We start from the raw sequence: 24,931 nt of genomic DNA on the forward strand, positions 1-24,931 counted from the left end.
AAACTTTCATTTTATTTATCGTATTAAAATATTCATTCTTTATCTTTTATATGTTACTCAAAGTTCTATTTATAATATCGTAAAATATTTCAACCTGAGGCATAAGCTCAAATTCAACAACATCAGCAACATATAATAAATCCAAGTTATTATATCCATCAATATATTTTTGTATTTTTTCCTGTATTTGTTTTAAATCAAGCTTTTCACCAATAATTCTAGAAGCATAAACTGAAACTTCTAAAACCCAGTTAAATCCTTCTAAAATATTTTTAAAATATGTTTCTATATCAATTAAGTTCCTTTCTGAAATATTGATTACCATTTTGTTCATCCCACTATAAAGCTTTTCACAATAGCCTACAGCTTCAGATAGTATTTCTATATTTTCATTTTGATTCATTAATCAATTCCTCCAGCTTTTTTATTATTTCTTCTATATGCGGCAGTGCATATTCTATGCAAGAATTTATATTTTCATATAATACCTTCCCTTTTTCAGCTACAAACTTAATATGCTCAACTTCATCGTTGAAATTGCCAATCTTTTTATCATAAAAGGCAATATCTATTTCTTTTATTATAGGTGCAAATAATGTATTAATAAGTAAAAACTCTCTCTGCTTCTTATTAAATTTTTCATCGATATAATCTAATTTTTTTAGACTTTTTCTATAGCTTTTATAATCGTTATAATATTTATAAAGTAAATTTTTATTTTCAAATACTGCTTCTTCTGCCATTTTCTTTGCCTTTATTAATTCATTTAGGTTTTCTTTTAAATTTTTTATGACCAAAGCAATATCTTCATTTCTTTTTTTATATTGTTTTATGTAGCTTTTATCAATCTTATTGTCTTTAAACTGTTCAATAACTTCACTAAGCTTCATAACCTTTGTTCCTTCAATATTAGCGCCGCCTTCAGTGGCATTAATATATGTCCTGTCATCAAAATGTTTAATAAATTCCTCAAAACTTTTTCTAAAAGAATCTAATCCATAGGATGTTGGTACTTCATTTCCATATATATCCTTTACAAAAAGATCATATTTATCAGGCTGTATTTTTTCTCCTTCTATAGTAGCATTCTTTGCATGGATTTGATTGTTAGTATATGCCAAATCCTGTCCAATAAATATTATAGGATTGCATCCTAAATAGTGAGCAATTGCAGTACATGAATGAGCTACAGAACCGCCTTGATATAATAAGTCCGTTTTAAAATCTCCTAATTTACAGCTTATTTGATAAAATGTTGGAGAAGAAAAATATATTTTTTTACCTTTATATTCTTTTATTATATTTTTATTTGCCCCTTCGCTGTAAAATAGTGGTGTATCATAATTTAATGCTTCCTTTGATACTTTATACATTGCTTCACTTCCATCTATTACACATGCAAAATCGCATTTTATACCTTCTCTTTGCAATGTACTTAATGTTCTTATTCCTGTTATAATAATAAAATTATCTTCATTGCCTTTAAGTAAATTAATATTTTTTTCTAAAGAAGGCCCTGCTGATACAATTATAGCAGGTTTATCTTTATAAACATTTTTATATTCATCAAGTTTTTCATCAATAAGGACTGATGGAAGATTGTATATGTAATTTTCAAACCAATCCTTTGAAAACACTATCCTTGTATTTTCATTTATTGTTTTATCCATTACATAGTCCTTTATCATCTCTTTCAAATTGTAAACATCATTTGGAAATACCAAATCGTAATTTGAAAAAATAATAAATTCAATAAATCTTTTATCTATTGAATTTTTAAGTTCATTTTTGAAACTATTACTGTCCAAAGACAATACTTTAATGTTTAAATTAGTTTTTGATATATTCTCTTCTAAAATTTCTTTTAATTCTTTTGTTGGTTCTATAAAAATAATATCTCTTTCTTTAAATTCATCAATATATTCATAAATCCACTTTCCACCTGATGAACCAAAAATAATTATTTTATAGTTTTTATTTACGGGTAAAAACTTATTTCTGAAATTCTCAATTTCCCTTCTCATATTATACTTACTGCCTAAATAGATACTTCTATCTTTATAATTTATTTTAATCACTTCTATATTGTCAAAACTATTTTCTATTACCATTTTTTACCCCTTTCTTAAAAAAAGAACCAAGAATATCTTGGTTCTTTTTAAAACTATCTTAATAACTGAAGAACTTGCTGTGGAAGCTGATTTGCCTGAGCAAGCATAGCCTGTGCAGCCTGCTGGAGAATGCTGTTCTTTGAGTAAGCCATCATTTCCTTAGCCATATCAACATCTCTGATTCTGCTTTCAGCAGCCTGTAAGTTTTCAGATGAAGTATTCAAGTTAGCTATTGTATGTTCAAGCCTGTTCTGATATGATCCGAGCTTTGCTCTTTCACTTGATACTTTATTAATAGCTGCATTTATTTTATCAATTTGTCCAGTAATGCTAGCTGCACTTGTTGTTACATCTATTCCATCAACACTTAAAGCTGCTGCATCCATAGTTGCAATTGCTAATGTAATAGTTTGTCCACTATTTGCACCAACCTGGAATACTACGTTACTTGCTGTACCAGTTAATAATTTCTTTGTGTTAAATTCAGTCTGGCTTGCAATCCTGTTGATTTCATTTTTTAACTGGCTGATTTCCAACTGTATCTGGCTTCTATCAGCTGAAACATTTGTATCATTAGTTGCCTGTACTGCAAGCTCTCTCATTCTTTGAAGTATTGAGTGGGTTTCATTTAAAGCACCTTCTGCTGTCTGAATAAGTGAAACTCCATCCTGAGCATTTCTTGAAGCCTGATCAAGCCCTCTGATTTGAGCTCTCATCTTTTCTGATATAGCAAGACCTGCAGCATCGTCTCCAGCCCTATTTATTCTAAGACCTGAAGAAAGCTTTTCCATTGATTTAGCTGCTGCATTAACATTGATTGACATATTTCTGTGTGCATTCATTGCATTAAGATTGTGATTGATTATCATTTGTTTTCCCTCCTTGAATTTTTAGTAAGCTTCCCTGCTTACATTTATAATTTTAATTAGTCTTATGGCCACTCGACTAATTTTTTATTAGCTTTAAAGCTCTTATCTTACACTTTATTAATCGGAATTATTTTTAATAACTTTATATAAAAAATATATTTTTTTATAATCTTTGACTTAAAATGTAAGGTTCTGACTGAATTTTATTGTATGTACTATTTACCTGATCTCTTTTAACTGCTTTATCTAAATTTTCTTTTGCAAGATTCTTTTTTGTGTTTATTAAAGATATCATTTCTTGTTCAAGTTCATATAATCCAAGACTATAAGATATTCTCTTAAATTCTTCTTGAGTATACTTAAATCTTTTTATCTTATTTATTACTTCTTCTCTTTCCTTAATTAATGATTTTAAATCATAGTTATCATTTTCTAAACATTTTATAATCTCTAATGTTTTATTTTTGTACTGATTTAAAAGTTCATTTAAATCCATAAAATTATCACCTTTAAAATAATTAAGATATTCCAAGCTGCTGATATAGCCAGCTCATCTGAGAGTTTAACTCTTCCATTGCAGTTTCAAGGCTTGAAAACTGATCATAATATTTTTCCTTATCATCAGAATATTTCTGGTTTAGCTTCTGTATTAAAATACTTTGTCTGTATATTTGATCTGGAAATGTATTCGAACCAGTTGAACCATATATACTGTAATCATTCTGCTTATTTGCCATTTTTGTAAGTATCGCTGAATTTGATGTTACTCCTGCCACTCCAACATTTTTTACTATTATGTCGTTTATTCTTTGGAATATACCTTGGTTCTTATACTTAGTATTAGAGTCCGCATCACTTGAATATTTGCAAAAAAGATTTGCAATTTTTTCACCATTCTCTTTTAATGCATTTTTTAATATTTCTTCTCCACCATCTATAAATTCAATTTTCCCTTCCTTTGTTGAATCAAGCCCAAGGGTTTTTGAATTAAAACTAATTCCTGCTCCTTCTACGGCATCGTAGAAGGCTCTTCTCATGCTTACAAGAAGATTTTGAAGATTGGTATCGTTTCTTAAAATACCCTGCTTCGCTTTTTCCTCCCATTTTTCTATGTCATCCTCTGACATTTCTTTCTTCTGGGCATCTGTAAGAGGTGAATAATCATAATCCCTCTTTTCATTTAATATAGTATATATTTTATCTACAATACTGTTATATCCGTCGATGAAATCCTTTATTTTGTTAAATACTGTATCAACATTCTGGGTTATTGTAATATCTGTACTACCTGTTCCTGTAAGATTATAGGTAACATTATTAATTGTGAAACTATTATTGCTTTGGGTTATTGTTGTTGCAGTTCCTCCTGGTGAAGTTATTGTAACTTTTGCATCCTGCCCTTGGGAAGCTGATCCATATACATTTCCAGATAGATTTGTTGATAAATTTAATGAAGATAGCAAATCGGTATCTGTATCTGAATATCCGCTCATACTTTTAATTACCTTTAAAGCTGATGTGCTTCCTGTGTTTGCATTTTGAATTACAAACTGTCCCGATAACTGGTCATATTTTGCAGTTACCTTATTTGAAGTAGCTGTTGAAATTGCATCAATAACATCTTTTATCTTTTTAGTACCATCTGAATTGTCTATTGTAATTGATATATCTGTACCGTTGTAGTTTAAGTTCAAATACATTATTTTGTTTGTATTAGAATTTAAATCCGTCAGCTTTGTATTTATTGATGGAGTTATAATACTTCTGCTTCCAAAGCCTGTCCCTCCATCATCTGTAATTTTAGTACTGCCACTTATAGAATTAAGCCTTATGTATGTTCCTGAAGAATCTAATAGAAGAGATGCTGATATTTTCCCTTTTAAATTTGAATCAGCTGTTATTTTAGAATTTATAAGACTTATTAAGTCATCCATTGAGCCTGAAAAATCAGAATCAATAGTTATGCTTGTATCCGAACTTCCATCTGAATTTATGTCAAATTGTATCGTCTTACCATTCCAGTCAGTACTGCTGCTTATTTTAGCCTGAGTAAAAAGTGAATTTCCACTAATACTTGCAGCTTTTGCTGTCTGAAGAACATTAACACTATAAGTTCCTTCAACAGCACCTGTTGTAGCCGTTGCACTTGCAACTCCGGATACAGTTGATACAGCATCAAAAGCAGAATAATTCTTTGAGGAAAGCATATTTGAGGATGATAAGGATGAATTTAAATATTTATTTTGAAATGTTTTTATTTCAGAGATTATGTCCTTATATGTTTCCTGCTTCCATTGAAGAATCTGAAGATCCTGCTTTGCTCTATTTATTTTTGCCTGATCGTAATAAAGCATTTTTTCAACTATGCTATCAACATCAAGGCCTGTTGAAAGACCAGTTATCCTTAAAGTAGAACTGCTTGTTGATACATTAATAGATGTTGAACTTGATGATGAACTTGTAGAAGAAACACTGCTCACTTATATCTCCCTCCTTTGCTTGAGATTATTTTATCTTATTTATAAATTCCTCTATATTTTTTGTTGATTCAATATTTTCATCTCTAACTTCATTTATAAGCTCTTTTCTTAATATCTTTATGCTTTTTGGAGCATTAATCCCTACTTTAATCACACCTTCTCCAATTTCAAGTATGCAAACCTCTATTTCTTCACCTATCAATACAGATTCTCCTTCTTTTCTTGATACTATAAGCATACTATCTCCTGCCTTATTTTATAATTAGTATTTGATAATATTATTTGCTTTCCCTTCTTTTTTAATGAATTAATTACGATAGGTGCAAGAAGATTTGCAGTTATTTTATCCTGTCTTATTGTAAGTACATTATATACTAATACATCTTCTTCTTTTTCTATTTCAAGGCAGTCAACTTCATCATCAGATAATTCAATCTGATAATCATTAAAATAATCCCAAGGATTTATAATTACAAGACATACATCTTTGCTTTCCGTGCTTTGAAGGCATTTTAATGTAGATTTACTTTCCAAATCAAGAATTATGAATTTTTTATATTCTTCAAACCCAGGTATTCCACTATTAAATGTTATGATATCATTATCATCTATTATTATTTCGCCAAAAAATTTCGTATATATTTTCATATTAATCATCCTAACTTAAAAAATCTAAAATACTTTGCTGTAGTATTTGAGCACCAACCTTAAGAGAAGCAGTATAAACACTGCTCATTGTACTATACTCCATATATTTTTCAGCAATATCAATATCTTGAGTCTTTGAAAGAAGCTCTGTCATGTTATACGTTTCTTCCTCATTCTTGCTGCTCATAGCCTCAAGCCTGTTTGACTTTGCACCAACTTCAGCCCTTAAAATTAAAACTTTATCGATTTCATCATCAATATCATCTAAATAATCTCCAGGTGAATTACCACTCCCAAGGTCGTTAGAAATCTTAGAAACAACACTAAATATATCCAATAATTTATTTCCTGTTACTGCAATATCCATTGTTACGCCCTGTGAAAACTCTCTTAAAAGTCCATTAGTTGAGCCGTTATATTTAATACCTGATGATTCTGTTGAATCAGCTTCAAAGGGAGGATTGGTAGTCTTGTCCCCACCAAATATGTATCTTCCATCGTATGCAGTATTTCCTATCTGCATAATTTGTTCCTTTAGCTGGTCTATTTCCTTTTGAATAGCCTGCCTTTGTGTTGCATCATATGTATCTGTACTACCTTGTACAACAAGCTCCCTTATTCTTTGGAGGGAATCATTTATTTGTGCTAATGCCTCATCAGTTGTTTCAAGCCATCCAAGACCTTCATCTATATTGGATTTGTATCTTTCATTTGCAGAAATACTGCTGCTTAGCTCCATAGACCTTGCAACTTTAAATGGATCATCAGATGGCCTTTTAATTTCTTTTCCTGATGAGAGCTGCTCCTGATATTTTTTCATATTCTGCAAATTGTTTTTTAAATCGCTAAGATATCCCTTTACAAGAACCTTATTTGTTATTCTCATTATAATTCACCTACCTTTTTATAAGCCCATTTACAACAACATCAAGGAGCTCATCTATTACGCTTATCATCTTTGCATTTGCCTGATATGCCCTTTGAAACTGAATCATATTTGTAATTTCTTCATCAATTGATACTCCGGATATTGATTCTTTTCTTGTTTCAAGCTGTGAAAGCAGTGCTTCCTGATTTGTTACCATTCTTTCTGCTTCCTGGCTTGATACACCAAGGGAAGTAATTGTGCTTTTAAAGTAATTATCTATTGTCATTCCCTTTGAATTACCTTTTATTGTTAAATTTGTACTGTCAAAGCTAACATCATTAATAAAATCATCTCTAACTTTAATACTTAGTATATCCATTTTTAAATTTCTTATCTGACTTATTAAAAGTGCCCTCTCACCATTTCCTTCACTGTAATTTGAATCACTTGTATCAATAACCTTTCCTGCATTTATTTTCTTGGGGTCATCAAGTATATCCTGGCTTACTTTAATAACAGCAGCAGGCTCCTCTGCAGTTTCAGCACTAGCATCAAAGAAATCAATCCCTACACCATTATCTGAATGTATCGTATTTACTGCTATTGCAAGCGACCTTGCAAGATTATTAAGCTGAATTTTATATTCCTCTATTTCTTTATTTATACTTTCATATCCATTTAAACTTCCATTATTAAACTTAGCAGGAGATATGTCACTTATATTTAAAGTACCGTTTTTTTCATAATTTGTTTTATCATAAAATAGGATTTGTGTATCCTTATATTTATCTTTATCAATTCCACTAATTGTAACTTTTTTATTTGGATCTCCATTGATATATATTTCCATATTATATTTTGTTGGATCTGAACTATCAGCTTCAATTTTATTTATATAAGCAACCCCATAATTTATTGATCCATCTTTTAATAGTATCTGTTCATCTACACTTCCATCATCTTTTACAATATTAGCATTAATTTGTATTCCTTTATAATTAGTTTCATCAACACTAAAGCTAAACATTTCTGATAGCTGGTCAAGAAGCAAATCACGCCTGTCAAGCAAATCATTAGGCTGCTGTCCTGTTATTGAAACAGCTTTTATCTGCACATTTAAATCCTGTATTTGAGTTAAGATACTATTTACTTCAAAAATCTTCTGCTGAATGATGCTTGAAGCATTAGACTGCATAGTACAAAGCTGCTCATAGTTATGATTGATAGCTGTACATAAAGAATCTGCATTTTGTGCAACAAGAGTCCTTGCAGTTGAATTAGGCTCAGGGGTATTAGAAAGCTGGCTCCATGAATCCCAAAAATTACTTAGCATAGTTGAAAGCCCTGTATCTGATGGTTCAGTAAAAATTGATTCAATCTCCGATAAAAACTGTTGCCTTGCTTCATATTTACCAAGGGTTGAATTTTCTTTTCTTATTTGGCTGTCAAGAAACACATCCCGTGATCTTGTAATGCTTGCAACTTCAACTCCAGTTCCAAGCTGACCTGGCTCTGCCGCAGTAGTTAAAGATGGCATACCAAAGGGCTGAGTTGTTTTTAAATTTGCTCTTTGAACAGAATATCCTTCCGTATTTGCATTGGAAATATTATGTGCAACTACATTCAAAGCAGTCTGCTGTGCAAACATTCCCCTTTTAGTTATATTAAAAGTATTAAAAAGCCCGCTCATGCTATTCCTCCTATACCTTGGTAGTAAAAACGTTTACTACTTTACCGTTTTCTATTTTACCACTGTTTCCGTAAGTGATAACATTTTTATTTGGATTTAAAGCCGAAGTAATCATTTTTATATAATTCAAAGACTGTTTTGTTAAAACCATATTTGTTTCTTCTTTTTCCTTAATTGATTTAACAATAGATTTTAATTTATCAACTTTATCCTTATCTAAAATGCCTTCTGTTACTAGTTCTTCTGCTGTTTTTTCTTTATATATGCTTATTCTAATCTTTTCAATTTCAACTATCTTCCTTGCAATTTCCTTTTTCTCTTCAATAATCTTTGGAAGTTCACTTGCTTTATCTTTTATCAATACATCCTTCTCAACATCAAGAAGGCTATCAAGGCTTAATAGAATCTCGATTTGTTTTTTAACAATCTCATTAATATCCATTATTTATCACATTCCTTTATATATTCCATTATACTTTTAGCAAGTTCCTCAGCATTAAAATTATAATTACCTTCATCTATAAGTCTTTTTATTTCATCAACTCTTCCATTTTTAATTTCTGTATTTTTAGCTAAATCTATATACTTTTGTAATTCTCTTCCTTCTTTTGATATTTCTATACAGTCATTTAAACTTATTTTATTTTCATTTGTCTTAGATATATTTAAATTTTTAGAATAAATATTAATAACCCTGTTTATATTCATATCAATCTTCATGGAATCCCTCCTATAGATCGATTATCTTAATTATATTCATAATATCGTATATTTTATAATAAACTTTATAAAGAGCCTGCAAGTTATTTCCCTTGCAGACTCTTTACTCTGTCAGCATTACTAATTATGCTTGTTATTCTAACTCCAAAGTTTTCATCGATTACAACAACTTCCCCTAATGCAACCTTTTTACCATTAACAAGTATTTCAACAGGCTCTTCAGTTAACTTATCAAGTTCAACTAACGAGCCTGGTCCCATTTCAAGAATTTCCTTAATTGTCTTTTTACTTCTTCCAAGAACTACAGATATCTCAAGCGGGACATCAAGTATCAAATCTATGTTCTGCTTTTCGTGATTTGAAAGAGGTGTAAGTGGAGCAAATTTTGCCTTTTGCACATTAACCTGAGGCTCTATTTTTATCTCTTCTTCTTCAATTTCATAATTCTTATCATTTGGAGCTGAATTATTGGTAGCTTTATGTTCTCCTCCATTTATTGCAGCCTCATCACTTGCCCCTCCTGTCATCTTATCAACAATACTTCTTGCTGTTTCTATTGATAATAAAAGCATAATCTGGCTATCGAGAAGATTTTCAATCGTTAACCTAAAAGCAATTTCAACTATATCTTCATCTGGATCCACATTATCAGATAAGGTTTTTGAATTATCATCCCATATTCTTGCAGTTGGAGGAGATATATTTACAGGAAGATTTAACATTGTTGAAAGAGATGTTGCTGCTGAACCTATCATCTGATTCATAGCCTCTGAAACTGCACTTATTTCTATTTCCGAAAGTGTACTTCCTGTGTTTTCCCCACTGCCCCCCATCATTATATCTGCTATAACTGCCGCATCAGTTAACTTTATAAGTAAAAGGTTAGCACCTTTAAGATTTTCTGTATATAAAACTTCAAGAGATACTATTGGTACCTCAAATCTTTCTTTTATTTTATTAATAGATGTTATACTTACCTTTGGCGTTGTAATATTTACCATTTTCCCAAGTATAGTTGAAAGAGCAGTTGATGCAGAACCCATGGCAATATTACCTACTTCCCCCAAAAGATCCTTATCACTATCGGATAGAGGGGAAGGTTTACTTACATTTCCAAGTAGTGCATCAATTTCTTCTTGAGAAAGCAAACCATCATACATTATCTTCCACATCCTTACCGATTATTTTTGCAATTTGTATTCCTATTTTTTTGCCTATAGTACCAGGATATACTTTAAAGTGATGACATCCTTCAATATAGTAATCTAACATGTCATTTGTTTTTTTATCTAAAGTTATACAGTCACCTACTGATAAAGATAAAAAATCTTCAACTGTAATATAGCTTTTGCCAAGTTGAGCAAAAGTGTCAACCTTAACCCCCATAATATTGGCCTGCATCATACTCTTATTTTCAACATCTTCTCTTCCTGTAACAGATGTTTTATATTGTATTATAAGTTTGTCCATATATTTTTCTAATGAAATATATGGAATACACATATTTAAAAAGCTTTGATTTTGTCCTATTTCAACTGACATTGTAACAAGCGCAACAGGCTCATTTGGTGCCATCACCTGATTTAATACAGGATTTGTTTCAAGGTTTTCAAATTTAACATCAACATCTATTATATCTTCCCATGCCATCTTTAAATTTTCAAGGAGCTTTAAATTTATTTTTTTCATTATGTTCTTTTCAATTTCAGTAAATTCTCTAATCTTTATTATGTTTTTACCGCTTCCTCCAAATAGTATTTCTAAAATTTGAAACACAAACTGCGGCCCTGTTTCAAACATCATTATTCCCGTAAAAGGCTCCAAAAAGAAACTTATAAGTATTGTTGGATTTGGAATTGAATGTATAAATTCCTCAAATGTTATTTGTTCAGTTGAAATAACCTTAATCTGCACAGAGCTTCTAAGGTGTGCAGTAAGATAATTTGAAGCAATCCTTGCAAAGTTATCATGAACCATTTCAATAGTTCTTATATGTTCCTTAGAAAACTTATTTGGTCTTTTAAAATCGTACTTCCTAACCTTTTGCTTTTCTTCAAGACCATGTTCTTCAAGGTTTAGTTCACCTGATGATAAGGCTGACAGCAGGGCATCTATTTCGTTTTGTGATAAAATTTCACCCATACTATTCCCCCTATCTTAAAACTAGCGTTTCTCCTTTTAACAGAGTTACAATATATTCATTAAAATTTATAACTCCTTTAACATATTCATTATCATTATCAACATTTTCTATCATATCATCAGATATTTCTACAACCTCTTCTACTCCATCAACAATAAATCCCGCCTTTTCATCATCAATCTCAACAACTATTATATTTTCTTCTTGTCCTTGTTCTTCAATATTCATAAATGCCTTAAGATCTATTATTGTTATAATACTTCCTCTAAGGTTTGCCAAACCCTTTACATAATAGGGTGCAGTTGGAACCTTCGTTATCCCCATCATCTTTTCAATTCCATGTACTATATCTGTTTCTAATGCATATCTCTCATTTCCTAAAGTAAAAATTACAATCTGCATCATACCACCTCTATCCAAGTACTTTCTTTAAAGCTTCAAGTACCCTCTCTGGCTGGAATGGCTTTACTATAAAATCTCTTGCACCAGATTTTATAGCCTCCATTACCATGGCCTGTTGTCCCATTGCTGAGCACATAATAATTTTTGCATTAGGATCTATTGCCTTTATCTGCTTAACAGCTTGTATTCCATCCATTTCAGGCATAGTTATATCCATCGTTACTATATCTGGTTTTTCTGTTTTATATATTTCAATGGCTTTAATTCCATTAGAAGCTTCTCCTGCTATTTCATAGCCATTTTTAGTTAAAATATCCTTTAACATCATTCTCATAAATGCTGCATCATCTACAATTAAAACTTTTGGCATTTTTTATCCTCCTTTTATAATCCAAGATTATTTAATATTTTTTTTAATGATCCAGGCTTTGGTATAAAGAAAAAATTAGTTTCTTTTTCAGTTCCATCTTGAATAAAATTTGTATCAATAGATAAAACATAGTCACTATATTGTTCAGCATCTAAAAATGTACTACTAAGTATCGCCCCAAGCATGTCCATTGTTATTGCCGGAACGGAAGTAAGAAGGCTTAATCCTGTTAATCTACTAATAGCATTTATATAAGAATTTCCCATAATATTTCCTATTTCCTGATAAGCTGAAATATATATATCTTCAGTTACATCATCAAAACCTGCAAGAAGCATTTTAGTAATATCCTTTGCTGTTTCATTATTCATTACAAAGAGTATGTTACCAGGGGCATCTCCATATACCTTTAACATTACAGCAATAACAGGCTCCTCTTCTTTTCCGGCTTCTTCAATTGTAGTTTCAAAGGGAAGTATGTTAACTTTTGGCACAGTCATATCAATCTTTTTATTTAGCATTTGGGATAGAGCCGTTGCTGCATTACCTGAGCCAATGTTCCCCACTTCCTTTAAAGCATCAATCTGTATTTCATTTAAATTTCTTTCCAATTTATCACCTACTTTACACAAATGCTGCAACGTTTAGTATCAATGTTACAAGACCATCCCCAAGTATCGTAGCACCTACATATTCTTTTAAGCTTTGCAATGTCCTTCCTATTTGTTTTATTACTATTTCCTGCTGACCCAAAAGAGAATCAACTAAAAGCCCTGCTGTTTTATCCCCTACCTTCACAATAACTATATATTTTTGCTTCAAATCTTCTTCCATCAAATTTAATTTCTTTGAGAGATTTATAACCGGAATTATATTATCCCTATATACTATAACATCCTTTTTATTTGTCTTTTTGATTTCATCTACATTCATAGTTATAACTTTTTCAATAAAACCAAGGGATATTGCAAAAGTTTCTCCTCCTACTTTAACAAGAAGTGCTTGGATTATGGATAATGTCAGCGGCAGCCTTATAATAAAGGCTGTACCTTTATTTGGCTCACTCATTACATCAACAGTTCCTCCAAGTGAGGAAATCTTAGTCCTAACAACATCCATTCCAACTCCTCTTCCTGATATATCGGTAACTTTATCGCTTGTACTAAACCCCTGCATAAATATGAGATTCCTAATATCTGCTGTACTCATTCCCTCTATATCTATCCCTAACTTTTTAGCCTTATTTTTAATTTTATCTATATCAAGGCCTCTTCCATCATCTTCAACCTTTATTACAGCTTTATTACCCTCTTGATATGCCATAAGCTTTATAATTCCCTTTGGGCTCTTTCCTTTTTTAATTCTTTCTTCAACAGGTTCAATTCCATGATCAGCTGCATTTCTTATAAGGTGCATTATTGGTTCACCAATTTCATCAATAACTGTCCTGTCAAGTTCTGTATCCTCACCCTCAATGATAAGCTCAATATCCTTATTTAATTCCTTTGAAAGGTCTCTTACTGTTCTTGGAAATCTGTTAAATACCTTTTCAATTGGAAGCATCCTGACCTTCATAACAAGATCCTGAAGATCTGATGTTATTCTCCCCACCTGCTCTAGTGTTTCATGAAGTTCTGTCATTTTTAAATCGCTACTTATCTGCTCAAGCCTTGTTCTATGCATTACAAGTTCCCCGACAAGGTTCATAAACTTATCTAGCCTTTCAAGATCTACTCTAATTGACTGATGAGACTTTTTACTTATTTTTTCCTCATCTTTATCCTTATTTTTATTACCATTCTCTTCAATGTTTTCAGCTTCAACATCTAAAGTTGCAGCTGTCTCAGCTTTTATTTTACTTTCTAACTCAACTACTTCAACTTTTTCTATCTCTGAAATATTCTTAACAAGTTTTTTAATATCATCTATCTTCTTTTCAGTAATAAGTATAATACTAAACTCCCTATCAAAATTTTCCTGTTCTAAATCCTCAACAGAAGGAACAACTTTAATAAGTTCTCCTGCTTCTTCTAATGTTTTATAAACCAAAAATGCCCTTGCTGATTTTAAAACACAATCTTTATAAAGAGTAGTATCAACCTTATATATATTATAGTTTTTACTTTTTGCTTGCCTAATAATTTCATTGTCGTACTCATTAAGTTCATATACTATATTGTTTGTATCATTTTTTTCTTTTTCCTCTGTAGCTGAACCTATATTATATACGTTATCAAGCATATCAATCAATTCTTTTGTATCGAAATTTTTATTGTCACCATTTTGGATATTGTTAATCATATTTTCAAGAGCATCAACACACTTAAAAAGTACGCTTATAATATCTGATGTAACTTTTAACTCATCATTTCTAAATTTATCAAGAACATTTTCCATCTTATGAGTAAGATCTGCAATATCATTAAAGCCCATACTACCAGCCATACCTTTTAAAGTATGAGCAGCTCTAAATATAGAATTAATTGTTTCCTTCTCATCAGGATTTTTTTCAAGAGCCAAAATACCATCATTAAGGTATTGCAAATTTTCAACAGACTCTTCAAGAAACATATCAAGATATTGGGACATATCCATATTAATTACCTCCCGGTTTTTGGTATATAAATGTTCCAGCTTTTTCAAAACCAAGCTCTCTGTAATTGAAAATACTCTCTGTTGCCCCAACAAATAGTAGAGCACCAGGCTTCATGCTATTATAAAATTTCTTATATATTTTATCCTTTGTTTCCTGTGTAAAATATATAACAACATTTCTACACACTATAAGATCAAAATTTGATTCGTAGCTTTCTAAAATCAAATCATGCCTTTTAAATCTTACCCTCTGTTTTATGTAATCGCTTATAATGTAATTTCCATTTTCTATTTTAAAATATTTATCTATCAAATCCTTGTCTACATTTTTTACATCGTTTTTTGTATATATTCCTTTTTTAGCAACCTCAAGTATTGTTGTATCTATATCAGTTGCAAGTATATCATGTATTTTGTTTGGAGTTAACCTATCCATAATAATTGAAAGGGTATATGGCTCTGCTCCATTAGAGCAAGCAGCACTCCATATCTTTAAAATATTTTTTTCAGGTTTTAATATGTCCTTAATTTTTTTCTCAAGTTCTAAAAACATTTCTTTATTTCTAAAAAACTCTGAAACATTTATAGTCAAATAATCCTTAAACTTTTTGTTAATATTTAAATCTTTTTTTAATATATGTATAAAATCCTCTGTACTTTCAGCACCAACCCTTGACATAAAACTTTCTACTCTTCTTATAAGCTGCTTTGACTTATATGCTTTAAGGTCAACTCCATATTCCTTTAATACATAATCATCTATCTTAGCAAAATCCATTTTAAACCCTCCTGACCATGTTAATAATTTTATCAGCTATTTTGCCATCAGGAAGGACCTCATCAACACATCCAGTTTCAAAAGCAGCCTTTGGCATACCATAAACTATCGATGTAGCTTCATCCTGAGCTATAACATATCCTCCCAATGATTTTATAAACTTAACTCCTTCAGCTCCGTCTTTCCCCATGCCTGTAAATATACAACATAATATGTTTCCTTTATAATATTCCCCAGCAGAAATAAAAAGCTTATCGACGGCTGGTCTTACTCCATGAATTGGAGGAGATAAATCAAGATGAATTTTTTCATTTTTTACCATAAGATGATATCCTCCTGGGGCAATATATACAATGTTATTTAAAACATCTTCATTATCCTTTGCTTCAACAACTTTAATTAAACTATTTTTATCAAGCCTTTCAGCAAAAGCCTTAGTAAAACCTTGTGGCATGTGCTGTACAACAAAAACAGGAACTCCTAAATCATTAGGAAGTTTAGTTATCACATCATATAAAACTCTCGGCCCACCAGTTGAGGCTCCAAGTAGTACAGCATTTATTTTGTTTGTCTTATATTTACTTACATTAGAAGTGATTTCAATTCTATCTGATGTATTATATAATAAATTTTGTCTTTTTTTTCTCGCATTAAACGAAAACTTAGCATATCTTATCTTTTCTATAAGCTCGTCTTTTACCTTTTCGATGTCTAAAGAAATAGATCCTGATGGCTTTTGAACAAAATCAAAAGCTCCATTGTATAATGCTTCAATCGTAGCCTTTGATCCATCGTAAGTTAAGCTACTTAACATTATAACCTGTATTCCTTCAATACTTTTAATTTCTTTTAATGCCTCAAGACCATTTACCTTAGGCATTTCAATATCTAATGTTACAACATCTGGCTTTAAACTTTTTGCTTTACTTATTGCCTCCTCTCCATTCTTTGCAGTATCAATAACTTTCATGTCAGGCTGGCTATTTAGCATATCTGAGATCATTTTTCTCATGAACGCCGAATCATCAACCACAAGAACCTTTATGTAATCTATCATATCTACAACTCCTTTATTTCTCTACCTACCGTCCTTATATATACCTTCATAGTATCAGACTCAACAATCATGGTTCTTCCAAAGTTTCCACCTAAATCCTCTGCTAAAATAGGTATGTTATACTCTTCAAGTACTTTTTTAACAGCTACCCCGTTTCTTACACCAATATCCATAATTGAATTTTTATCGGGGAATGAAAACATACTTGCTCCACCTGCAATCTTAGATTTTAGATATCGCTCTTTGGCACCCATTTGTTTTAATTTATCTATTAATATTGGTATCGCCTTATCTGCAAACTTCATTGGATTGCTCTGATTAGTAAAGCCACTACTATCTGGAAGCATTATATGTGCAAGACCTGCTACTTTATTAACACTATCATAAATAGCAATTCCCACACAAGAACCAAGCCCCAAAGTTATAAGCCTGTCTGGAGGAGTTGCAACATTTAAATCACCTATTCCTACCTTAATTTCCCTAACCTCCATAATATCTCTCCATCTATTACTGCATTATTGAATTTAAAACATTTATATCATCTTTTGAAAGAATATTTTCAGTATTAATTAATATAATTATCCTCTCATTTAATTTTACAATACCACTTACATATTTGTTCGTTATTCCTTTTACAATATCTGGTGCATCCTCAATAATATCTCCATTAATATCAGTAACTTCTGAGACATTATCAACAATAAGTCCTGCCTTTTTATCTGCATTTTTAACAACTATTATCTTCTTATCGGAATTTGTATTTGTTTCATTAAGATTAAATCTTTTTATAACATCTATAATTGGTATTATTTTCCCTTCATATTTTATTACTCCTTTAACATAAGAAGGAGCCTCTGGAACTTTAACTGGCTCTGTATATCCGAGTATTCTCTCAACTTGAAAAATATCTGTTGCAAACTCTTCTCCATTAATACTAAACACTACAATCTTTCTTTCCTTTGACATCATATCACCTCTTATAACTTAAATTTTTCAATTGTAATTTCCCCATTTTTTACATAAGCTTTAAGCTGTTTACAAGGATATTCTATCCTATAACTGGACTCACCAAAATATAATATTGTATTTTGATAAACAACTTGTGCTTCTATAATGCCATCAAAAGATGTTTTTAAAACTGTTATAATTCCTGCTTGTGATCCTACCTCTGCAAGTTTTATAAAGTTTTTAGCATAAACTTGTCCTCCTCTATAAACCCCTGAATATCCATTGTAAACAACGCTATTACCAGCAAATATATTTGTATTATAACAGCCTTTTCCTTTAATCTCTACATCATTTGTTGCATATATTTCGCTATTTTGACAATAATACAATGTTACATTTGCTAAATTATCTTCAAATTTATAAGAATTGATGAAATTTCTTAGAAATTCATTAAATTGATTTAATATATTACAATTTGAAATTGATTCCCTTTCAATCAAGTAATATAAATTAATGCATCTATTCCAGACATCACAAAAATTATCCTCAAAAAAGTTTTCAACAATAAATTTATTATGCTTTAAAATTTTTTCTTTTTCTGGTTTGAATTGAGATTCAAGAAGTATTTTAATAGCATGTACAATTTTTATATTTGAATTAAACTTTCCTGATTCCTCTAATTCATGCCAAATTTTTTTTATCTTTTCTATAAACTCACTAAAATCATTTAAATATTCAATAGCCAAACTATCATTTAATTGCTTCTCACCTGCTTTTATAGTACTTGATATAACACTTTTACCTATTTTTATATTCCCTCCAGCAAAAATTTGCGCATCTTCCACATCATCCATTATCATAACTTCTTTGCCGGCTCTTATTTTCATTCCTTCCCTGACACTACCCTTTATAACTATATTACCTTTAAATTCAATGTTTCCAGTTTTTAAATTAACATCTCCATTAACTATATGTACAGGATTTACAGATATCCTTTCATTTTTAAGGGTTGGCATACCTTTTGTTTGTGAAATTGCCCTATTTCCGTTATCTAAAACCTCACATCCTGAACCTTTTATTATTTTTTGAATCTTTCTTTTTCTTGGGAGTATTATATTACCATAAACGTCATAACCAACTTTCCCATCCTTGCCTTCCTGCCTTACAGCAAGGAGTTGTCCTTCTTCAACACATTCTATCTCTCCTATATTGTAATAATCGACTTTTCCATTCTTTTCTACAGGTGTTATTATATCTTCAGTCATAAAAAAATATTTTATTGTATCATCTACCGGTTCTATAGGCGTAGTACCTTTAGCTATTAGTACTTCTCCTCCCTCATCAAGTACTTTAGCTATATTTTCCCATTGTATGCCATACTTTATCTTCTTTTGTAAAATAATATTCTCTACATCTTCCTTTGTATATTTTTCAGGAAATTCTTCAATAAATTTTTCTGCTTCTATTAGAAGTTCACTACTTGGTTCTTTATCCTTTAACTTATATACCACTTTAGGCTGATATAATATTTTTAAAAATGCCTGCATATTATCCTTTGAAACATCTATTTCAATATTTCTTTTAGCCTCTTTATTTTCTACTTCTATAATTATTTCGTCAGTTTCTTTAACATTAGTTTTGTTCGTAATAACTTTATTATTTACAATAACTTTTACACCTTCACCAGGTATAATAGAAGGCAAAAGCTCTTTAGGATAATAAACTATTTTACCTTCTTTTATGCCTATCTGCCCTTTTTCTTTAAAGCCCTTTAACTCTATTGCTACCTGCTTTTTAAACAAGCTATTTTTTTGTTCAATTATTTCATAAATCATCTCATCTACATTTCTGTTTGTATCCTTCTTTGCATTTTCTAATGCCTCTTCAAGGGTTTTTCCTAAATATTTCATTTAAATTCCCCCATTTTATATTATAACAAAATAAAATTTTTCTTTATATATGTATATTTCGGTCGAAATCAAAAAAAAATTAGTTTAATCTCTCATATTTCTTATAAGCAAAATAAAAGCCTGCAAGGTTTACTTGTCAGGCAATAAATTTTATTATTACTTTTTTACTTCTCCTTTATAAATAAGAATCCTATGGATTGCTATACTACTTGATGCAAAGAGGATACCTGCAGTCCATCCGGCAATAACATCGCTTGGGTAGTGTACTCCAAGATATATTCGGCTAAATCCAAGAAAAAATGCAGTAATAATTAAAATTAAAGAAAAAACATAAAATTTACTTTTTTTCAATTTTAAAGCAAACAAGATATATATTAAAACTATACTCCAGCACAAAAATATCATTGCATGTCCACTTGGGAAACTATAACCACTAGCTTTAACAAGCCAATTTCCTATTGGTCTTTTTCTTTTAAAAATCTGCTTTAAAAATTCATTAAAAAGCCATACCCCAATAGTATTAATTGCAAAATATAATGACAGCTTTTTTTTATTAAAATAGATTAGCAATAATACAACAATTATAGTCAATATAATCATATTATAAAAATTACCTAAAGCCGTTATAGCTATAAAGATTTTGTTTAAGCTCTCGCTCCTATTTTGTATAGCAATGTTCAATAATTTAATATCAAAGTTCCAACTTCCTCTTTCAAAATAATCCTCTCCAAGCTCAAGAAATGCAAACAGAGCAATAAAAGATATTGATATTGATGAATATAATATAAAAGCTGCTTCATCATATTTTTTATATTTTTTATGAAATGTGCTTAATCTGTTTGTAAACATCTTAATTTTATTTATTATTCTGTTATTAATTAAATTCGTATTTACATTTATTTTTTTAACAGCATAATATATTAAAATAATTAACAAGGTCAAAGTAAATGTTATTAATTCAAAGTAATTTGTCATGTAATATTTAGCAGTATCCCCATAAAAGAAAATTATAAAGCCTTCAAGAAAAAACCTTGCACCTCTTCCAATCAGTGATGACAATGTAAATATAGAAAGTTTAACTCCAAAGGCTCCTGCAGATATTGTAAAGATTTTATAAGGTATAGGAGTAAATCCAGCTATTCCAACAGCCCATCCTCCATACTTTTTAAAATAGCTTTCAACCTTTTTTATTTTATCATCTTTAAAAAGTTTTTTAAGAAGAGGTTTACCAAATTTTCTTCCAAGATAATGCCCAAAAATTCCTCCAAAAGTTGAAGATATAGTGGTCAAAAGTGCATATATTATTGCAAGGCTTCTATTCATAAAAGCCATCGGAAGCAAAAGTACATCAGGAGGTATAGGAAAAAAGGTTGATTCAGCAAAGGCTAAAGATATAAGCCCTATAATTCCGTAGGATTGAACTAATTCAACAAAGCGGTTTAAAAATTCATTCAATAAAATCACCTCCTGCTAATTATATCAAATTAATTTAAAAATTTCATTTATATTGCATCCATGTTTACAAAAAAGCAAAAAACACTACGAGTAAACGTAGTGTATAAGGCAATAGAATTGAGTAAGCCTATAAGCCGAGTTCTGTATTTGATGGTCATCTATCTAGGCTGTATGTTACCATACAGCTCAAGCAACCTTACCCGAAAGCACGCCGGGCCAGCGTTAAATGCTTTCCTATTTGGTCTTGCTCCAGGTGGGGTTTACAGAGCCACACTGTCGCCAGTGTGCTGGTGAGCTCTTACCTCACCTTTCCACCCTTGCCAGGCAGCTAAGCTGCACTCATCAGCCAATGCTGATTCTGGCGGTATATCTCTGTTGCACTTTCCTTAGAGTCGCCTCCACTGGGGGTTACCCAGCACCCTGCCCTATGGAGCTCGGACTTTCCTCTCCCGCATACGCGGCAGCGACCATCTGGCTTACTCAATTAATCATTGCTGTTCAAATATATAAACTCCAGGATTAAATAATACAATATTTTAAGTAAAAAGTAAATACATAAATATTATAACTTTAGTCAAATAATGTAATAATCATTCATTTACATATAGAATAACTCCACAGTGAGGACATTTTGTAATCTTTCTTTTATCCTTTGCATCGCTTATTATAGCAGTAGGAATGTCTATTCCGCAACCAGAACATATTTCCCCATTTAGTAAACACATACCATAACCTTTAATATTTTTTATTCTCTCATATTCTTCAATAAATACAGGCATAATTTTTTCTGTTATAAGCTCTCTTTTTTCATTCAGTATCTTTATCCTTTCATTTACATCATTTAAAAGCCTCATATATTCTTCTCTAAGCAAATTATAGCTTTCTTTAACCTCATTTCCCTTTTTTAATAGCTTTTCTTTTTCTACCTTCATTGCATCTAATTTTTCCATATAATTATATACTCTTTCTTCTTTCTCATTAATATCAGCCTTTTTATTTTCTAAAAGCTTCTGGCATGCATCTATAGTTTTTAAACTGTTACTTGAATAAAGTCTTTCTTCTGCTTCCTTAACTTCCTTATTTAAACTTTCAATATCCTTTAATGTATCTTTTATTAAATTTTCAAGTTCCTTAATGTTTCTATTTATCTGATTGTATTCGTTCTTATAATTCTCATAAGTTTCTTTGTAGTATCTTATTTTTATAGCTGTTGCCTTTATGTTCTTATCCTTTTCAATATCCTTTAATTCTTCATCAATTCTTGATACTTCAAACAATAAATCTAAATCCACTAGCATCACTCCTAATTCTTTGTTTAAAAAGTTTATAAAAAAAGGCATAAAAATCTTATAATTTTTATGCCTTATAAAACGGGTTTGTATTAACCTTTGAAACTATACACTCAACTTCAAATAATGATGATAAATAATTTGCAATATAAGGGATAGCAACTACCTCTGTAAAGTAATGCCCTCCATCTATAAGGTTTATTCCTTCATTTACAGCATCAATAGCTTGATGATGCTTAACATCTCCTGTTAAAAGCACATCACATTTTTTATTGATTGCATCCTTATAAAACTCTGCACCAGCACCTCCAACAACAGCTATTCTTTTAACCTTCCTATTAAAGTGTCCTGCAACATTTAAATATGGAATATTTAATTTTTCTTTTACATACTGGCAAAACTCACCAAATATCATTTCATTTTTAAGTTCTCCAAATGTACCTGTTCCATCATTTATTTTGTTTTCAAGTTTATATATATCATAAGCAACTTCTTCATAAGGATGTGCTTTTTGCATACATTCTATTGCCTTTTTAATATCCTGATTTTTTACAATAGTTTCTATCTTTATCTCATCAACTTTTTCGAGCTCATTTTGTTTTCCAATATATGGATTAGAACCTTCAAGGGGCATGAACGTACCTTCACCTTTAATATTAAATGAGCAGCAACTGTAGTTACCAATATAGCCACATCCAGCTTTAAATAAAGCTTCCCTGACTTGTTCAACATGAGTATTAGGAACATAAACAGTTAATTTATAAAGCTCCTGGGATTTATTGTAGGAGAGAGGCTTTATTCCATCAAGTTCTAATATATTTGCTATTATATAGTTCATTCCTCCTATTGCATTGTCAAAGTTTGTATGAAGTACATATAAATTTATATCATTTTTTATAAGCTCAAAAATTGATTTTGATATGTAATTATCCTTTATTATCCTTTTTATGGGCCTAAAAATAATAGGATGATGGGATATTATCATATCAACCTTTTTTTCAACTGCTTCTTTAACAACATCTAAATTCACTTCAAGGCACAAAAGTATTCTTTTTACAACCTTTTCAAAGTCACCTATTATAAGCCCACAGTTATCAAAATCCTCAGCAAGATAAAGAGGAAATTTTTTTTCTATTTCGTTTATAATATTTCTGCAAACTATAGACATTTCATCACATCCTCAAATCCTTTTATAAGCTCATGAACCTCTTTATATCTATCCATTTGTGTATTAGGATCAAGTTTTTCTGATACATTATAAAGCTTTTTAAGATTAAATGTTAAATATTCTCTTAAAAGATAATGCTTCTTTTCTATAAGCCTTAAACCCAAATAGTATATTGCTTCATTTTTATATGGAGGCTCCTCCCCCTTAGATGTCTTAATTATATGATAATACTTATTGTCATCTTTAACAAGTTCCTCATCCAATATTTTAAAGCCAAAATTAACAAGATATCTTCTTAAAGCTTCTGGATGTTGAGTAGGTTGCAATATTAAAAATTCAGCTTCTTTTGCTATTTTTTCTTCAGCTTCTAAAAGATTACTTATAGTGTATCCTCCCATCCCTGCAATTACTATAACATTAGCCTCACCTAATTTAAGAACTTCAAGACCAGAACCTAATCTTAATTCTATTTTATCTAAAAGGCCATAATATTCTATATTTTTCTTTGCTGCTTGCAAAGGTCCTTTTTTTATATCTGAAGCAATTGCTTTATCACATATTCCATTTAAAACAGCATATATAGGTATTAAACCATGATCGGTACCTATATCAGCAATGCATTTGCAATTAGGAATGAATCTTGCTATATTATCTAAACGATTTGAAAGCTTCATAAATTCCTCCTACAAACTATCATTGTGCAACAGCCTCATCATTTAAAGCATAAGGAAGTTTTTGTACAAAATTATAAAAATCCTCATAAGTTCCTACATAATCAGCCTTAGGTTCAATATTATTTTTATTAATCATGTAATCAGTGATCAAATAGGTTTTAATTCCAAGTTTACCTGCTATCAAATCCTCGCTTACATCATTACCTACCATCATACACTCAAATGGTTTTTTATCTATTACATTAAGTATCTCATCATAGTATTTTATTTGTGGCTTACAATAATGCATTATCTCAAAACTTGTAATGAGAATAAAATCCTTTTCATCAAGTCCTGCCCAATTAACTCTTTGAATTATTGCTTCCATTGGAAATATAGGATTAGTAGCAACAACTAAGGTATATCCTTTTTCTTTCAACGTCTTTATAGAGTTTATTACATATTTTGAGGGGGTAAAAATACCTGATATAGTTCTGTATTCTTTATCATAAAAATCCTTAAATATTTTATACATCTTTTCCTTTTCTTGCCCAGATATTTTGCAAAACTTATCCATAAATACTTCTTCATTAGTTTTATTGCAATCAGTATTCATAATCATTTCCTTTGTAGCATCCAATATATATTCTATAGTCTGTTTTGGAGTAAATAAATCTTTTAATTTATATACCATTTTTTTAAAGTATTCTTTTTCAAAATCCTCCCACTTATAAGGTAGAAGTGTCCCATCAAGATCAAATAATATTGTATTCATAA

27 protein-coding genes and 1 other RNA gene are annotated in these 24,931 nt (G+C 30.4%); all 28 read right to left on the reverse strand.

The window, feature by feature from the left end:
• Nucleotides 1-46 precede the first annotated feature (46 nt).
• Complete coding sequence (locus tag FDN13_RS00895; RefSeq protein WP_138978450.1) at nt 47-403, reverse strand: hypothetical protein; 357 nt, start codon at nt 401-403, stop codon at nt 47-49.
• Complete coding sequence (locus FDN13_RS00900; RefSeq protein WP_138978451.1) at nt 390-2,111, reverse strand: motility associated factor glycosyltransferase family protein; 1,722 nt, start codon at nt 2,109-2,111, stop codon at nt 390-392. Before FDN13_RS00900 ends, FDN13_RS00895 begins: the two co-directional genes overlap by 14 nt.
• A 53-nt stretch (nt 2,112-2,164) precedes the next feature.
• Nucleotides 2,165-2,980 (reverse strand): flagellin, encoded by an 816-nt coding sequence (locus FDN13_RS00905; protein WP_138978452.1) that lies wholly within the window; start codon nt 2,978-2,980, stop codon nt 2,165-2,167.
• A 163-nt stretch (nt 2,981-3,143) separates the two neighbouring features.
• Nucleotides 3,144-3,476, reverse strand: coding sequence for a hypothetical protein (locus FDN13_RS00910; RefSeq protein ID WP_138978453.1), 333 nt, complete (start codon nt 3,474-3,476; stop codon nt 3,144-3,146).
• A gap of 22 nt (nt 3,477-3,498) precedes the next feature.
• The gene (gene fliD, locus FDN13_RS00915) at nt 3,499-5,460 is read right to left on the reverse strand and encodes a flagellar filament capping protein FliD (RefSeq protein ID WP_138978454.1); all 1,962 of its coding nucleotides are present in this window, start codon (nt 5,458-5,460) and stop codon (nt 3,499-3,501) included.
• A 25-nt stretch (nt 5,461-5,485) separates the two neighbouring features.
• Complete coding sequence (locus FDN13_RS00920) at nt 5,486-5,698, reverse strand: carbon storage regulator (RefSeq protein ID WP_138978455.1); 213 nt, start codon at nt 5,696-5,698, stop codon at nt 5,486-5,488.
• Nucleotides 5,689-6,108 (reverse strand): flagellar assembly protein FliW, encoded by a 420-nt coding sequence (gene fliW / locus FDN13_RS00925; protein WP_138978456.1) that lies wholly within the window; start codon nt 6,106-6,108, stop codon nt 5,689-5,691. The genes FDN13_RS00920 and fliW overlap by 10 nt, the downstream gene beginning before the upstream one ends.
• A 10-nt stretch (nt 6,109-6,118) precedes the next feature.
• Nucleotides 6,119-6,994 (reverse strand): flagellar hook-associated protein FlgL, encoded by an 876-nt coding sequence (gene flgL, locus FDN13_RS00930; RefSeq protein ID WP_138978457.1) that lies wholly within the window; start codon nt 6,992-6,994, stop codon nt 6,119-6,121.
• 10 nt (nt 6,995-7,004) lie between these two features.
• On the reverse strand, nt 7,005-8,666 hold the full coding sequence (flgK, locus tag FDN13_RS00935; RefSeq protein ID WP_138978458.1) for a flagellar hook-associated protein FlgK: 1,662 nt from the start codon (nt 8,664-8,666) through the stop codon (nt 7,005-7,007).
• 10 nt (nt 8,667-8,676) lie between these two features.
• The gene (locus FDN13_RS00940) at nt 8,677-9,108 is read right to left on the reverse strand and encodes a flagellar protein FlgN (protein ID WP_138978459.1); all 432 of its coding nucleotides are present in this window, start codon (nt 9,106-9,108) and stop codon (nt 8,677-8,679) included.
• Nucleotides 9,108-9,386, reverse strand: a complete 279-nt coding sequence (locus FDN13_RS00945; protein ID WP_138978460.1) for a flagellar biosynthesis anti-sigma factor FlgM — start codon at nt 9,384-9,386, stop codon at nt 9,108-9,110. The genes FDN13_RS00940 and FDN13_RS00945 overlap by 1 nt, the downstream gene beginning before the upstream one ends.
• An 83-nt stretch (nt 9,387-9,469) precedes the next feature.
• Nucleotides 9,470-10,546 carry a flagellar motor switch phosphatase FliY gene (gene fliY / locus FDN13_RS00950; RefSeq protein ID WP_168190024.1) on the reverse strand — a complete coding sequence of 359 codons (1,077 nt, stop codon included), beginning with the start codon at nt 10,544-10,546 and terminating at the stop codon, nt 9,470-9,472.
• Complete coding sequence (gene fliM / locus FDN13_RS00955; protein WP_138978462.1) at nt 10,539-11,528, reverse strand: flagellar motor switch protein FliM; 990 nt, start codon at nt 11,526-11,528, stop codon at nt 10,539-10,541. The genes fliY and fliM overlap by 8 nt, the downstream gene beginning before the upstream one ends.
• Before the next feature lie 10 nt (nt 11,529-11,538).
• The gene (locus FDN13_RS00960) at nt 11,539-11,931 is read right to left on the reverse strand and encodes a chemotaxis protein CheW (RefSeq protein ID WP_138978463.1); all 393 of its coding nucleotides are present in this window, start codon (nt 11,929-11,931) and stop codon (nt 11,539-11,541) included.
• Between the two features lie 10 nt (nt 11,932-11,941).
• Complete coding sequence (locus FDN13_RS00965; RefSeq protein ID WP_138978464.1) at nt 11,942-12,301, reverse strand: response regulator; 360 nt, start codon at nt 12,299-12,301, stop codon at nt 11,942-11,944.
• A gap of 14 nt (nt 12,302-12,315) precedes the next feature.
• Nucleotides 12,316-12,912 carry a chemotaxis protein CheC gene (locus tag FDN13_RS00970; protein ID WP_138978465.1) on the reverse strand — a complete coding sequence of 199 codons (597 nt, stop codon included), beginning with the start codon at nt 12,910-12,912 and terminating at the stop codon, nt 12,316-12,318.
• Between the two features lie 13 nt (nt 12,913-12,925).
• Entirely contained in the window at nt 12,926-14,896 is a 1,971-nt protein-coding gene (locus FDN13_RS00975) for a chemotaxis protein CheA (protein ID WP_138978466.1), read from the reverse strand.
• 1 nt (nt 14,897) lies between these two features.
• Entirely contained in the window at nt 14,898-15,674 is a 777-nt protein-coding gene (locus tag FDN13_RS00980; protein ID WP_138978467.1) for a CheR family methyltransferase, read from the reverse strand.
• A gap of 1 nt (nt 15,675) precedes the next feature.
• The gene (locus tag FDN13_RS00985; RefSeq protein ID WP_138980993.1) at nt 15,676-16,728 is read right to left on the reverse strand and encodes a protein-glutamate methylesterase/protein-glutamine glutaminase; all 1,053 of its coding nucleotides are present in this window, start codon (nt 16,726-16,728) and stop codon (nt 15,676-15,678) included.
• 5 nt (nt 16,729-16,733) lie between these two features.
• Complete coding sequence (locus FDN13_RS00990; protein WP_138978468.1) at nt 16,734-17,222, reverse strand: chemotaxis protein CheD; 489 nt, start codon at nt 17,220-17,222, stop codon at nt 16,734-16,736.
• A gap of 16 nt (nt 17,223-17,238) precedes the next feature.
• Nucleotides 17,239-17,697, reverse strand: coding sequence for a chemotaxis protein CheW (locus tag FDN13_RS00995; RefSeq protein WP_371414830.1), 459 nt, complete (start codon nt 17,695-17,697; stop codon nt 17,239-17,241).
• Between the two features lie 11 nt (nt 17,698-17,708).
• Nucleotides 17,709-19,589, reverse strand: coding sequence for a flagellar assembly protein A (locus tag FDN13_RS01000; protein ID WP_138978470.1), 1,881 nt, complete (start codon nt 19,587-19,589; stop codon nt 17,709-17,711).
• A 156-nt stretch (nt 19,590-19,745) separates the two neighbouring features.
• The gene (locus FDN13_RS01005; RefSeq protein WP_138978471.1) at nt 19,746-21,044 is read right to left on the reverse strand and encodes a phosphatase PAP2 family protein; all 1,299 of its coding nucleotides are present in this window, start codon (nt 21,042-21,044) and stop codon (nt 19,746-19,748) included.
• A gap of 114 nt (nt 21,045-21,158) precedes the next feature.
• Nucleotides 21,159-21,527, reverse strand: an RNA gene (rnpB, locus tag FDN13_RS01010) — RNase P RNA component class A.
• A gap of 107 nt (nt 21,528-21,634) precedes the next feature.
• Nucleotides 21,635-22,336, reverse strand: coding sequence for a zinc ribbon domain-containing protein (locus tag FDN13_RS01015; protein ID WP_168190025.1), 702 nt, complete (start codon nt 22,334-22,336; stop codon nt 21,635-21,637).
• 64 nt (nt 22,337-22,400) lie between these two features.
• On the reverse strand, nt 22,401-23,501 hold the full coding sequence (locus FDN13_RS01020; protein ID WP_138978473.1) for a Nif3-like dinuclear metal center hexameric protein: 1,101 nt from the start codon (nt 23,499-23,501) through the stop codon (nt 22,401-22,403).
• A complete protein-coding gene (locus tag FDN13_RS01025) occupies nt 23,492-24,175 on the reverse strand; it encodes a tRNA (adenine(22)-N(1))-methyltransferase (RefSeq protein ID WP_138978474.1) in 684 nt (227 codons plus the stop codon). Before FDN13_RS01025 ends, FDN13_RS01020 begins: the two co-directional genes overlap by 10 nt.
• 19 nt (nt 24,176-24,194) lie before the next feature.
• A complete protein-coding gene (locus FDN13_RS01030) occupies nt 24,195-24,929 on the reverse strand; it encodes an HAD family hydrolase (RefSeq protein ID WP_138978475.1) in 735 nt (244 codons plus the stop codon).
• Nucleotides 24,930-24,931 lie beyond the last annotated feature (2 nt).

Source organism: Caloramator sp. E03 (assembly GCF_006016075.1).
Taxonomy (GTDB): domain Bacteria; phylum Bacillota; class Clostridia; order Clostridiales; family Caloramatoraceae; genus Caloramator_B.

Coding starts and splice junctions, on each gene's coding strand:
- FDN13_RS00895 (WP_138978450.1), bottom strand. CDS start 403: ATGAATCAAAATGAAAATATAGAAATACTATCTGAAGCTGTAGGCTAT.
- FDN13_RS00900 (WP_138978451.1), bottom strand. CDS start 2,111: ATGGTAATAGAAAATAGTTTTGACAATATAGAAGTGATTAAAATAAAT.
- FDN13_RS00905 (WP_138978452.1), bottom strand. CDS start 2,980: ATGATAATCAATCACAATCTTAATGCAATGAATGCACACAGAAATATG.
- FDN13_RS00910 (WP_138978453.1), bottom strand. CDS start 3,476: ATGGATTTAAATGAACTTTTAAATCAGTACAAAAATAAAACATTAGAG.
- FDN13_RS00920 (WP_138978455.1), bottom strand. CDS start 5,698: ATGCTTATAGTATCAAGAAAAGAAGGAGAATCTGTATTGATAGGTGAA.
- fliW (WP_138978456.1), bottom strand. CDS start 6,108: ATGAAAATATATACGAAATTTTTTGGCGAAATAATAATAGATGATAAT.
- flgL (WP_138978457.1), bottom strand. CDS start 6,994: ATGAGAATAACAAATAAGGTTCTTGTAAAGGGATATCTTAGCGATTTA.
- flgK (WP_138978458.1), bottom strand. CDS start 8,666: ATGAGCGGGCTTTTTAATACTTTTAATATAACTAAAAGGGGAATGTTT.
- FDN13_RS00940 (WP_138978459.1), bottom strand. CDS start 9,108: ATGGATATTAATGAGATTGTTAAAAAACAAATCGAGATTCTATTAAGC.
- FDN13_RS00945 (WP_138978460.1), bottom strand. CDS start 9,386: ATGAAGATTGATATGAATATAAACAGGGTTATTAATATTTATTCTAAA.
- fliY (WP_168190024.1), bottom strand. CDS start 10,546: ATGTATGATGGTTTGCTTTCTCAAGAAGAAATTGATGCACTACTTGGA.
- fliM (WP_138978462.1), bottom strand. CDS start 11,528: ATGGGTGAAATTTTATCACAAAACGAAATAGATGCCCTGCTGTCAGCC.
- FDN13_RS00960 (WP_138978463.1), bottom strand. CDS start 11,931: ATGCAGATTGTAATTTTTACTTTAGGAAATGAGAGATATGCATTAGAA.
- FDN13_RS00965 (WP_138978464.1), bottom strand. CDS start 12,301: ATGCCAAAAGTTTTAATTGTAGATGATGCAGCATTTATGAGAATGATG.
- FDN13_RS00975 (WP_138978466.1), bottom strand. CDS start 14,896: ATGGATATGTCCCAATATCTTGATATGTTTCTTGAAGAGTCTGTTGAA.
- FDN13_RS00980 (WP_138978467.1), bottom strand. CDS start 15,674: ATGGATTTTGCTAAGATAGATGATTATGTATTAAAGGAATATGGAGTT.
- FDN13_RS00990 (WP_138978468.1), bottom strand. CDS start 17,222: ATGGAGGTTAGGGAAATTAAGGTAGGAATAGGTGATTTAAATGTTGCA.
- FDN13_RS00995 (WP_371414830.1), bottom strand. CDS start 17,697: ATGTCAAAGGAAAGAAAGATTGTAGTGTTTAGTATTAATGGAGAAGAG.
- FDN13_RS01000 (WP_138978470.1), bottom strand. CDS start 19,589: ATGAAATATTTAGGAAAAACCCTTGAAGAGGCATTAGAAAATGCAAAG.
- FDN13_RS01020 (WP_138978473.1), bottom strand. CDS start 23,501: ATGTCTATAGTTTGCAGAAATATTATAAACGAAATAGAAAAAAAATTT.
- FDN13_RS01025 (WP_138978474.1), bottom strand. CDS start 24,175: ATGAAGCTTTCAAATCGTTTAGATAATATAGCAAGATTCATTCCTAAT.
- FDN13_RS01030 (WP_138978475.1), bottom strand. CDS start 24,929: ATGAATACAATATTATTTGATCTTGATGGGACACTTCTACCTTATAAG.